We start from the raw sequence: 11,842 nt of genomic DNA on the forward strand, positions 1-11,842 counted from the left end.
ATCGCGGTCAGACTGCGGCGGCTTCGGCTTTCACCCGGACCGGGATCGATTTCGCCGCCGGCGTCTTGGCTTTTTCCTCGTGGTGCCACAGAGGCAGCAGCGGGTTGCATTCCGGAAAGTAGCCGGCGATGCAGCCTTCCGGGATGTCGTAGGCAACGACCCGCAAGCCGCTCACCTGACGATCCACGCCGTCGTCAACCGCCGTCGCCAGCGTCACGGTCAGTCCTTCTTTCAATCCCCACCGCTCGATGTCATTGCGATGCATCAGCACCACAAGCCGCGAGCCGTAGATGCCGCGGAAGCGGTCGTCATAACTATAAATGGTCGTGTTGAACTGGCCGTTGCTCCGCAGCGTGATCAGCTGCACCACGTCGCGAGCTTCCGGCGGCCTATCGATGTCGGTCACGAGCGAGGTCGGCACGATGAAATTGGCTTTCCCCGTTTTGGTTTTCCATGATCGTTGCCGGGCGGCGATCGGGCGATGAAAGCCGCCCGGCTTCCACATGCGCTCATTGAAGTCGTGGAAAATGTCCGGATAAGTGGATGCGATGGCGTCGCGGATCCCGGCGTAATCCGCAACCCATGCGTCCCAGGGAATGCTCGTTCGGCCGGACACCGTGGCCTTGGCGAGCTCCGCGACGATTCTTGGCTCGGACAGAAGGTCGGGACTTGCGGGCCGGGCCTGTCCCCGTGAGCCATGCATGCAGCCGGTGGAATCCTCGACGGCGACCGCTTGCGGGCCGGTTTCTTGCAGGTCGATCTCGGTCCGCCCCAGACACGGCAGGATGTAGGATATCTCGCCATGGACGAGCGCCGACCGGTTCAGCTTGGTCAGGATCTGCACCGTGAGCCGAAGTTTGCGCCACGCCGGGACCACCAGGCGATGCTCCGGTACGGAGCGTACCAAATTGCCGCCGAGCTGGATCACCGCCCGAACCGATCCGTCGATGATTCCCTTGCAGGCCTCCACCGTGGTGAGACCCTTCTTCTGCGGCACGTCGATGCCGAACAGCGCCTTGATCTTGTCAGCGGGCACCATCGCCGGCTTCTCGGTAATGCCCACCGTACGCTGTCCCTGGACGTTGGAATGGCCGCGCACCGGACAGATGCCGGCACCCGGGCGGCCGACATTGCCGCGCATCAGCGCGAGATTGACCATGGTTTGCACGGTCTCCACGCCTTTGCGATGCTGCGTCAGCCCCATTCCATAGATGAACATCACCGAACTTTTCTGCGCGTAGACATGAGCGGCTGCCTCGAGCGCACCCCGCGTCAAGCCGGATCTGTCCTCGATGTCGGACCAACTGCACGCCTTGACGGCGGTCGACCAGTCGTCCCAGCCATGACAATGCTCCTTGATGAAGTCCCAATCGATGACTGAGCCACCGGCAGGTCCGGCCTCTTCCAGCTGCAGCAACGCCTTGGCGATGCCCATCATCGCGGCGGTATCGCCACCACTCCTGACCTGATGATATTGCGAGCTGATCGGCGTCGCTGCGCCGCTCAGCATTTCGCCCGGCGATTGCGGGTTGGCGAACTCGACCAGCCCCCGCTCTCGCAAGGGATTGAAGGTGATGATCGGGACGTCCCGCTTCACCGCCTCTTGAAGCTGGTGCAGCATGCGCGGGCTCGAGGTGCCGACATTCTGCCCGAAGAAGAAAATGCAATCGGTCTTGGCGAAGTCATCCAGCGTGCAGGTTCCAACGGGAACGCCAAGGCTCTCGGGAAGCGCCACCGATGAGGTCTCATGACACATGTTGGAACTGTCGGGCAGGTTGTTGGTGCCATAGGCCCTGGCCAAAAGCCCATACATGAAGGACGTCTCGAGCGAGGCCCGTCCGGAGGTGTAGAACACGGCGCTGTCCGGCGTGAGCTCGCGCAACTCCCGGCCGATCCCCGCAAAAGCCTCCTCCCAGCTCACGGGCACATATTTGTCGCTTGCAGCGTCGAAGCGCATCGGGTGCGTCAATCGCCCCGCCGCCTCGAGCTGATGATCGTCCCACGAGTCCAGCTCGCTCACGGGATGATGATCGAAGAACTCGGGCGTCACCCGCTTGTGGGTGATTTCCCAGGTCGTTGCCTTCGCACCGTTCTCGCAGAACTCGAAGACGCGCGGATCGGCGGGCTTCGCCCAGGCGCAACTCACGCAGGCAAAGCCGTCGGGCTTGTTCTGCTTCAGAAGAATGCGCGAACCACTGAAAGGAGCATGAGAGCGTGCGAGGCTTCTGGCAAGCGACCTGACCGATCCCCATCCGCCCGCGGGCGCATCATATCGCTCGACTTTCAAATTGGGGCTGAGTTTGCGTGACCTTGCCATTGATCGATTCCCAAAAACGGCCCTGCCTTGGGAAAAACCGGCCGACATCTTTCGTTCCAACGGCGTCGACAAGGGGCCAACAGCCGATCCGCCGACGCTCGTCATCCAGGAACCATCGGGATAGCTCGGGCGTCACCACTTCACAGGAGGCTCATTTGCATCCCGCGCCGCTCGATCAGGACCATGCCGCCCTCCCCTGCCGTGGTGAATGCAGGCCGCCTCAATCATCGCCATGAGGCGTCCTCACGCCTCCTGGCGGAGGAGACGCCGGTCGCCCTGATCTACAATGGAATGACACTGGCGGTCCTCATGACGACGCCGGCGGACCTCACCGACCTGGCCGTCGGTTTCGGCCTGACCGAAGGCATCATCAACAATCCTGCCGAGATTCGCGATCTGGAGATCATCTGCCATCCGGAAGGCACCGAGTTGCGGGCATGGCTGACGACCGGGCGCGGGCGCGAACTCATGGAGCGGCGGCGGCAACTCGTGGGGCCAACGGGGTGCGGTCTTTGCGGGATTGAAAGCCTGCAGTCCGCGACGAGGGTGCTGCCGCCCGTGCCGCGTGGCCTGTCGCTTCGCCCGCCCCAGATCGCAACGGCGGTGCAAGCGATGGTCGACGCGCAGGAGCTCAATCGCAGGACGCGAGCCACCCACGCCGCCGGCCTCTATCTCCCGCAAGAGCGAACAATTTTGGTGAGAGAGGACGTCGGTCGCCATAATGCGCTCGACAAGCTGGCTGGCGCACTGGCCGTGCGCGGCATGTCCGGATGCGACGGTGCCCTCGTTCTGACCAGCCGCGTTTCGGTCGAGCTCGTTCAGAAGGCTGCCATGATGGGTACGGCAGTTCTGATCGCAGTCTCCGCGCCTACCGCTCTCGCCGTGCGAACGGCCAAGGCCTGCGGCATGACGATTATCGGAATTGCGCGTGGGAATGAGTATGACGTCTTCAGTCATCCCGATCGCGTCCTGCCAGCCTAGGACGTCCCGATCCGCCACCGGTCGAGAACGCACTCGGTCGTCGTGACCTCGATCTGCAAGCTGAAGCGCTGGCTGTAGACACCAAGCAACGCATCGTGACTTTGGTCCGAGGAGCTGCAGAGCGCATCCGTGACGAGTATGACGCGGTAGCCATAGTCCACGGCAGCCAGCACCGTCGCCAGGACGCACACGTCCGTCTCGCCGCCGGAAACGATCAGCGTGTCAATGTTGCGCTCAACGAGATATGCGCGCAGGCGCCCGTTTCCGAAGGCATTGTAGCCGTGGCGATCGACGATGACAGCCGGCGGCACGAACTTTGCCAACGACGGCGCGAGGTCGAGTAGCGCGGGCGCGAGTTTCTCCCGGGTGACGTTTTCCCATTTCTCGTAATAGGCTCGCCAAACGCCGCACGCATCGTGCTTGGTACGCGGCGGGATGAAGCGGGTGAAGACGGTGCGCGGTGGATCGTGCTCGACGACACGAACGATCCGGGGCAACACGCGCTCGAGCCAGGGCGTCGCCCACGGAGCGCCCGGTTCAAACAGCCGCTGCATGTCGATGCAAAGATGCACGGCATTCGCACCGGGAGATGCAATCAACTCACCCACGATTATCCGATGATCTTGTCCAGCGTGATGGGAAAATCCCGTACGCGCTTCCCGGTCGCGTTGAAGATCGCATTGGCAACGGCGGCCGCGGTTCCGACGATTCCGATTTCGCCGAGCCCCTTCACACCCAGTGGGCTGACCTTCTCATCCTGCTCGTCCACGAAGATGACGTCGATGTCGGCGATATCGGCATGCGCCGGAACATGATATTCCGCCAAATTATGGTTCATGATCTTGCCCGAGCGGTGGTCGGTCATGGCCTCCTCGTGAAGCGCCATGCCGATGCCCATCACCACGCCACCCAGAATCTGGCTGCGAGCCGTTTTGGGGTTGATGATCCTGCCCGCTGCCGTGGCACAGACGATCTTGGGAATTCGAACGATCCCCAAATCTCTGTCCACTCTCACTTCGGCAAACACCGCGGAATGGGTATAGCTGACATACTTGCGCATCTGGAGCAACTTTGGAGCGGCCTTCCCGCTCCCCTTGATCTCGTCGAGATCCGACGCATGCATCACCTCAAGCAGGGATAATCCGCGGTCCGGATCGGTCCGAAGGGCGATGCGGCCGCCAAGAAACACGACCTGATCGAACGAGGCTGCTGCCAGCGGGGAATTGGCCATATTCCTGGCATGCTTGAAAAGTGCCTGCTTTATCGTCTCGCATGCCGCAAGAACCGCCGACCCGTTGGATGCGGCGGTCCATGACCCTCCTTCCACGGGAGAGGCTGGCAGCGAGGAATCTCCGATCATGGGCGTGACATCCTCGATTGATAGGCCGAGTGCGTCGGCCCCGATCTGAGGGAGAATAGTCCAGGTGCCGGTCCCGATGTCAGAGGCGGCGGTCGACACCTGAAGTCGTCCATCCGCCGTCAACTTCGCCTCGGCCGATGCCTTCATGAGGGACGCTTCCCACATCCCGGTCGCCATGCCTAACCCGACCAGTTCGTGACCATCGCGGACCGTGCCGGGCTCGGCCGAGCGGCGCTGCCATCCAATGCTTGCCGCTCCTGCCGGTAGCAGGCATCAAGCGCTTTCGAGGTGAATTGCTTGCCCGTGTTCTCGTCGAGCGTCGCGAAATTGCGCTTGCGAAACTCCAGCGGATCGGTCCCCGCCTCATGAGCGAGCTCGTCGACGGCACATTCAAAGGCAGTCACGCCGACCGCCGCTCCCGGCGCCCGCATGTCGCACGGCGTCGCCGTGTTCAGCTTGGCGAGGCCATAGCTGAGCTTGACGTTGTCGCAATGGTACAGCATGCCCGACCAGTTCACGAGGTTCTCCTGGTAGTCCTCGTATTGCGAGGTGGCGGCAACGGCGTCGTGAATGATCGAGGTCAGGCGCCCTTGGTTGTCCGCGCCCAGGGAGATGGCGTGGCGGGTCTCGGGCCTGTAGCCGATGTAGAACATCTGCGAGCGGGTGAGAACGACCCTCACGGACCGTTTGAGCTCGAGGCTCGCCATGACGGCAAAGAACAATTGTTGTTGCGGCCGCAGCCCAGACCCGAAGGCGCCGCCGACATAGTGATTGATGACCCGCACGTTCTTGCTTTTAAGTCCGAAAACGGACGTGACATAGCCCTGACTGTTCTGCGAACCCTGCGTTTTCTCGTAGATCGTGAGCTTGTCCTTGCCTTCGTAGACGCAAGTCGTCGCAAACAGCTCCATCGGATTGTGGTGCTCTGCGCGAAACCTGTAGTCCGCGGCAATGCGATGGGGGCGCGCTCGAAAGCATCCTCCGGCTTGCCACGTGGCTCTGGCGGCGGCGGGATGCCTGATCTCTTTTCCGGGGGCTCGTAAGCCTCGGATCGCTTGACCTCCAGCTCGGTGCAATGCTGCTCGACCTCGTAGGCGGCTGTCACCAGCGAGGCGGCGTCCCGGGCTGCCTCAAAGTCTCGGCCACGACGAGAGCAACAGGCTGGCCATCGAAGAGGATGCGGTCGGAATGCAGGGGCCGAAATGGATGACCCGGCGGCGCGACCTCATCCCTCCAATTGCGGTCGAGCCACGCACCGCTTCCACGATTTTCGTGCGTGAAGATTTTGACCACGCCCGGCACGGACGAGGCGCGCCCGGTCTCGAGACTCACGATGCGGCCGGCGGCGATAGTCGCCGCAACGATGACGCCATGGAGCAGATCCTGCGCCTCATGTTCCGCGGCATAGCGGGCCGCGCCGGTGACCTTGAGCCGTCCGTCCACCCGGTTGGTCGGGTTGCCGATGTGGTGAATGTTTGCCGTTTCCACGATGCGCCCTCAGCGAATGACTTTGTCCGACTGGTTCTGAGGCGTGCCTGCGGCAGCCTGCATCAGCGCACGAACGATGGTGCGTCGCGCCAGCTCGATCTTGAAATCGTTCTGGCCTCGCCCCTTCGCATCGCGCATCAGGCGTTCGGCAAAAGCACGAAACCTGGTCTCGTCCGGCCTCTCGCCCTTGAGCAGGTCTTCAGCAACCTTGTCGCGCCAGGGCTTGTGCGCCAGACCGCCGAGCGCGACGCGCGCATCCTCACAATCCCATCGCGGATCTCGATTGCTGCGGCCACGGAGACGAGCGCGAACGCGTAGGACAGACGATCGCGGACCTTCAGATAGGTGTGGTTGCGGCCGAAATCAGACGGCGGCAGGATCACCGCAGTAATCAGTTCATCGGCCCGCATCGTGTTGTCCCGCTGTGGATCGTCCGCAGGCAGCCGATGAAATTCCGCGAACGGGATCGTGCGAACGCCTTGCGGGCCCTCGACCTCGACCTCTGCGTCCAGGGCGGCCAAGGCGACGCACATGTCGGAGGGGTGAACCGCGATGCAGCTATCGCTGGCGCCCAGCACCGCATGGATGCGATTGACACCGCCGATGGCCGAGCAGCCGGACCCGGGTTCTCGCTTGTTGCACGCGGTCGACGTGTCGTAGAAGTAGTAGCATCGCGTTCTCTGCAGGAGATTTCCGCCCGTCGTGGCGGCGTTTCTCAACTGTGGCGAAGCCCCGGCGAGAATGGCGCTGGCAAGCAAGGAATATCGCTTCGCAATCCGTGCGTCCCAGGCAAGAGCGGTGTTGGTGACCAGGGCACCGATCCTGAGGCCGCCGCCCGCTCTTTCCGCGATGTCCTTGAGCGGCAGCCGATTGATGTCGACCACCCGGCGAGGCTTCATGACGTCGTATTTCATGAGATCGACGAGGTTGGTACCGCCGGCGAGGGCCCGTGTGCCGGGGACGAAAGCGCCGCCACGGCTTCGGCGACCGAGTTTGCCCTGACATAGTCGAACCGGTTCATTCAGCAGCCTCCCGGCCGGCATTTTGCCGATCCATAACCGTCTCGATCGCATCGGCGATATTGGTATAGGCTCCGCAACGGCAGAGATTGCCGCTCATCAGCTCTCGGATGTCTTCGCGCGTATGGGCACGCCCCTCATGCAACAACGCAACACCCGAGCAGAGCTGGCCGGGCGTGCAGTAACCGCACTGAAACGCGTCGTGCTCGATGAATGCCGCTTGCAAGGGGTGAAGCTCTCCTCCTTCCGCCAGGCCTTCCACGGTGGTAACCGCGGCCCCATCGCGGGACACGGCCAGCGCCAGGCAGGAGTTGATCCGCTCGCCGTCCACCAGCACCGTACACGCGCCACACTGCCCTTGATCGCAGCCCTTCTTTGACCCGGTGAGGTGCAGGCGTTCGCGAAGAACATCCAGCAAAGTCTCCCACGGTGCCACCGGGATATCGTGGCGGACGCCGTTAACGGTCAAGGCGATGTCGATTTTGGGAGCGTCGATCTGGGTCACGAGGGCTCTCGCTTCGGTCTCAGCTCTTAAACCATCACCCGGAGAACAGTTCCTGCTTAAGGTCAGAGGCCGGCTCCAATGGAACCTGAGCATTGGTCGCCGCAACGATTGCTGCGGCAAGCCCGCCGGACAAAACTACTTAGGACAGCACTATTTGGGATAAGGCTGCTTGAGACCCTTGCCTGGATTCTCCGAACGCCCTGTCCGCGCGAGATCCACCGCCGCTCCAAGGGCACGCGCCACATTCAGGACCTCTTCCTGAAAACCCCGGTCCTCGTCGAACTCCGCGTGCGATGTGGCATAGGGTTTCATGTACCCGACGTAACCGTCCCTCTCGGCCCAGCCGCCCGCAGAAATCAGCTCCATGTCCGTCAGCCAGTCTGACAGCGAACGACGTACGGTCTCGGCGCCGATGCTGTCGCCATGCGCGACGATGCCGAAATGGCGTCCCTTCAGATGGCGGGGATAGGGCCACCCCTTCAATTCCAGCTCCTTGGCTTCAACCGCGGTCTTGCCGTGGGTTGAGGTCGGATCCGGATTGCCACCATCGGCGCAGACGAGGCGGTCAATCATCGCCTTGAGGACAGTCGGGGCGTGATACCAATTGACCGGCGCGATGATCATGATGCCATGCGCCGCGACCCAGAGCGGATAGATTTCGTTCATCCAGTCGTCCGTCTGCCCGAGAGAGTAGTTGGGGTAGCAACTGCAGGGCCAATGACAGAGCGCCATGGAAGTCGAGACGCAGGATTTGCAAGGGTGGATCTGCCTGCCGTATTCCGAAGTCAGGCGTGACAGGTCGAGGATATCGACATCGAAACCCATTTGGTAAAAGCAAGGCTCGGCAAGCTTCACCATGCGCCAGCTCTTCGACATTTCACCCGGACAGGTATGTTCGCTGCGAGACGAGCCGTTGACGATGAGAATTCGGGCTCTTTGAGCCGGATCATCATGACGGCGACGTGCGTCATCGATTGCCTCTTTGGCGTTGATCCAGTCAATTGCCAGATCATAGTCCGGATCTGCGTAGTCCGGACCGGCCTTCCGCGTATGCGGTGACTTGCGCGAATTTGAATAACCGTCCCATGCGGCGTCGAGAAGTGCAGCAATTTCGGCCTGAAGGTGATCGAAGGCGGGATCGGCGAGACGGGAGCGGAATCGCTTCTCGAATGTCTGCCGGTCGAGTTTGGTGGGCGGCATTCCTTGCGGACGTCGATCGCCAAGACAATCTCCCGAAAACACCTTCAATGAGAGGAGATATACTCCGGTTCCGGTACGACGGCGGTGTGTTGGTCCGCTTCAACCCGGCAGGATGGTCCGGTTGGGCTGGTCAGTGGTGCCAGCAGCCTCGTCTTCGGCGCCGAGTTCGGCTTTCGCGGCGCGCCAGAACTCCTCATCTCGCCCCTCGGGCTTTCCCGCCTTTTCCCAAAGCTGATAGGCATCATTTCGGATCTGCTCTTCCAGTGCCATCATCATCTCCATTGACCGCTGAAACAACACTCGGGCCGTTAGCGGGCTCCGTTACGCTGGAACGGATCAGGGCGCCGTTCATTGCATGCATCGGACACGGAGCGTCGTCGTGGGAAAACTGTTTCTCGCCATCATGCTGGTCGGCCTCGCCATTCTCATCGGCGCCGCTGCGTACATCATCACGCTGTAGACTGCTTCTGCGGTTCCTGACCGGTTGCGGCCGCCGCAGAAAGCGAAAGCCCTCCACGGCAAGCTTTCGGCAGAACGCAGGAACCATACGACCGTTCCTAAATTGAAACCCGAGACCGGAGCATTTCATGGGCCGTGGCCCAATCGGGGGGAGCGCCACTCCGTGATACGACTGCTCGCGACCATGCTGGCTGTCATCCTCGTCGGCGGCACCGCCACAGTTCCGGCACGGGCCATGACGCCGCTTCAGCTGGGCGAGGTTGGCGTCGCCCCTCCTGCAGGTGCCGGCTTGCCCGCCTCACTCGTTCTGTATGGCGAAAACGGAGCGCCACGACCGCTACGGTTCTGGCTCGACAACAAGCCGACCGTCTGGCTGCTGGCGGATTACACGTGCGAGACGCTTTGCGGCCCGATGATCTCGATCGTCTCGGATGTGCTTGCTCGCAGCGGCCTGCATCCAGGCACCGACTTTCGCGTGGTCGTGGTCGGGCTCGACCCCAAGGATACGGCTGCCGACGCCGCCGCCATGAAACGGGCACAGATCGGCTCGGACGCAGTTCTTTCAGCGACGGACTTTGTACGAGGTGACGCCGCCACGATCGGGGCTCTGGCACAGGCGCTGGGATTTCGCTCCATCTACGATGCCGAGCACGACCAGTACGCACATCCGGCGGCGGCGTTCGTCATCACGCCGTCCGGCGGTCTCTCCAGCGCGCTTTCCGGCCTGGCGGTCGAGCCAACGACCATACGGCTCGCGCTGATTGCGGCGGGCGAAGGCAAGACCGGCGGCTGGACCGACCATATCCGGCTGCTCTGCTACGGTTATGATCCGGCCCGCGGAACCTATACGCTCGCGATCGGCCGCCTGCTGGCAACCGCTGCGGCTGTGACGATTGCCCTCCTTGTGCTGCTCATCGGGATCCTGTTTCGGCATGAGCGTCTGGCGCGGACCATGCGCGCGCCGAATTCTTTTGCTCCGCGATCTCGAACGTCCACCACAAACTGATCCCGATGAAAGCGAGGGCGGGGATCAACAGAAGCCCAACGGTCAAAGGTTCAATGTGCGGTATCGCCGGCAGTGTGAGAATAGCGGCTTCCAGCCACCGCATGATCAGCGTCAATCCGCACAGGCCCTGCAGCCAGGCTGGATCGCTTCTCACGCGCGCGCTGAGCAGGGCAAGGAACGGAAAGACGAATTGACCGAGTGCCAGGATCCTGAGGGCGACCTGCCAGCCGCCGGACGAACGCTTCAGATACCAGGTGACCTCGTCAGGAAGATTAGCCGCCCAGATGACGATGTACTGCATGGCATGCAAATAGGCCCATAGCAGGATCGTCGACAGCAGCAATGCACTATACCCGCGGGTGGCTCCGATACGACGTGCCGACAACAGCGCGGCGCCGATGCCGAAGCTAACTCCAGCCAACAGGGTGAAGCACAGAAAGACGAGCCCGTAGATCGAGGAGTGAAACTCCGGTTCGAGCGACTCCATCCAGTCGACGCCGGCCAATGAGACCAGCAAGGCATAGACGATCAGCCCTGCGGATGCCGAACGGATCATGCGCTGAGGTTCGCCCCACGTACTCCGCTGCCAGAGCGCGATGAGTGCGAAAACGACGAAGTAGGCCATGGACCGCGACGCAAAGAACCACGGTGCGAGATAGACGGCCTTGAATGCCGGCAATGAGCTCGCGTCCGAGACGGCGGGATAGAGCTCCTTCATTCCGATCAGGACCGGCGCGAACAGCAATGCGGCCACGGGCAGCACCGCCGTTCCCGCAACAAGGATCGCATGCAGGGCGCGCGTCCAGGCGCGTTGCACCAGATAGGTCGTCATCAGCACGCCCAGGGCGCCGATCGGGACCGCGCCGAGGCCGATCCAGGCCACGAGATAGCTCGCGAGCGTCGCGCGGCGGTCAATCACCGCGCCTGCAAGCAGAATCAGCGCGGAGATGGCAAGCACAACGATCTTGGCCTGACGCCTCATCGAGCTTCCGACAATTTTGCACGCTGCTCTGGAGGCACGTCATCGATCGAAGCGTGCCGGCTCAACTGGAGTGCGCGGATATAGGCCACGATGGCCCATCGATCGCGTGGAGGTACCCGTGCGGCGTAGGAATACATCGCACCGTAGCCATTGCTGATGACGTCGAAGAAATGCTGGTCGTCCGCGGTTCGCAAGCGCTCGTCATGATAACTGGTCGGCCGCGGCATGCCGCGCTGGACGATGATGCCGTTGCCATCGCCGGCGGCCCCATGACAGGGCGAACAGAAGATACCGAACCGGTCCCGCCCACGATCGAGCAACGCCGCCGTTACCGGCGGCTTGTTCACGGCAGCCAGATCCCGCGCGGGATCGTCTCTCGCAACGGCTCCCGGCGGCGGCTCGCGCAATGCCCCGCCTCGAAAAGCCGGTGCATAGGCATATGCGCCGTACTTCGGCTGCGCATCCATGTTCTGCTCGCAGCCAGCAAGTGCGATCGCGGAGATCGCGAGGATGGCAGGCATCCGC

Annotated in this window: 9 protein-coding genes and 2 pseudogenes; 2 read left to right on the top strand and 9 right to left on the bottom strand. The window is 62.4% G+C overall.

The window, feature by feature from the left end; all coding sequences use genetic code 11:
• Positions 1 to 7 precede the first annotated feature (7 nt).
• Positions 8 to 2,317 (bottom strand): FdhF/YdeP family oxidoreductase, encoded by a 2,310-nt coding sequence (locus ACTGJ9_RS33400; protein WP_456674511.1) that lies wholly within the window; start codon positions 2,315 to 2,317, stop codon positions 8 to 10.
• Positions 2,318 to 2,500: 183 nt separating this feature from the next.
• Here ACTGJ9_RS33400 and fdhD point away from each other — a divergent pair, with 183 nt between their 5' ends.
• Positions 2,501 to 3,298, top strand: a complete 798-nt coding sequence (gene fdhD, locus ACTGJ9_RS33405) for a formate dehydrogenase accessory sulfurtransferase FdhD (protein WP_456674512.1) — start codon at positions 2,501 to 2,503, stop codon at positions 3,296 to 3,298.
• Here the strand turns inward: fdhD and ACTGJ9_RS33410 are convergent.
• From ACTGJ9_RS33410 to ACTGJ9_RS33435, 6 genes and pseudogenes are all read right to left on the bottom strand, one after another.
• Positions 3,295 to 3,906, bottom strand: a complete 612-nt coding sequence (locus tag ACTGJ9_RS33410) for a cysteine hydrolase family protein (protein ID WP_456674513.1) — start codon at positions 3,904 to 3,906, stop codon at positions 3,295 to 3,297. The two genes, fdhD and ACTGJ9_RS33410, sit on opposite strands and share 4 nt — an antisense overlap.
• A gap of 2 nt (positions 3,907 to 3,908) precedes the next feature.
• A pseudogene (locus ACTGJ9_RS33415) lies at positions 3,909 to 6,146 on the bottom strand (xanthine dehydrogenase family protein molybdopterin-binding subunit).
• Positions 6,147 to 6,155: 9 nt separating this feature from the next.
• Positions 6,156 to 7,167, bottom strand: a pseudogene (locus tag ACTGJ9_RS33420) (FAD binding domain-containing protein).
• Positions 7,164 to 7,670 (bottom strand): (2Fe-2S)-binding protein, encoded by a 507-nt coding sequence (locus ACTGJ9_RS33425; protein WP_456674514.1) that lies wholly within the window; start codon positions 7,668 to 7,670, stop codon positions 7,164 to 7,166. Before ACTGJ9_RS33425 ends, ACTGJ9_RS33420 begins: the two are co-directional and overlap by 4 nt.
• 150 nt (positions 7,671 to 7,820) lie before the next feature.
• Complete coding sequence (locus ACTGJ9_RS33430) at positions 7,821 to 8,870, bottom strand: flavodoxin family protein (protein ID WP_456678711.1); 1,050 nt, start codon at positions 8,868 to 8,870, stop codon at positions 7,821 to 7,823.
• 99 nt (positions 8,871 to 8,969) lie between these two features.
• On the bottom strand, positions 8,970 to 9,146 hold the full coding sequence (locus tag ACTGJ9_RS33435) for a DUF2934 domain-containing protein (RefSeq protein ID WP_456674515.1): 177 nt from the start codon (positions 9,144 to 9,146) through the stop codon (positions 8,970 to 8,972).
• 286 nt (positions 9,147 to 9,432) lie between these two features.
• Between ACTGJ9_RS33435 and ACTGJ9_RS33440 the strand changes: the two genes are divergently transcribed.
• Positions 9,433 to 10,335: an SCO family protein gene (locus ACTGJ9_RS33440; protein WP_456674516.1), complete on the top strand. Its 903-nt coding sequence runs from the start codon at positions 9,433 to 9,435 to the stop codon at positions 10,333 to 10,335.
• Here ACTGJ9_RS33440 and ACTGJ9_RS33445 read toward each other — a convergent pair.
• Positions 10,241 to 11,218 (bottom strand): hypothetical protein, encoded by a 978-nt coding sequence (locus ACTGJ9_RS33445; RefSeq protein ID WP_456674517.1) that lies wholly within the window; start codon positions 11,216 to 11,218, stop codon positions 10,241 to 10,243. The genes ACTGJ9_RS33440 and ACTGJ9_RS33445 overlap by 95 nt on opposite strands.
• A gap of 95 nt (positions 11,219 to 11,313) precedes the next feature.
• On the bottom strand, positions 11,314 to 11,838 hold the full coding sequence (locus tag ACTGJ9_RS33450; RefSeq protein WP_456674518.1) for a c-type cytochrome: 525 nt from the start codon (positions 11,836 to 11,838) through the stop codon (positions 11,314 to 11,316).
• Positions 11,839 to 11,842: the final 4 nt, after the last annotated feature.

It is taken from the genome of Bradyrhizobium sp. RDM12 (assembly GCF_051917485.1).
Taxonomy (GTDB): Bacteria; Pseudomonadota; Alphaproteobacteria; order Rhizobiales; family Xanthobacteraceae; genus Bradyrhizobium.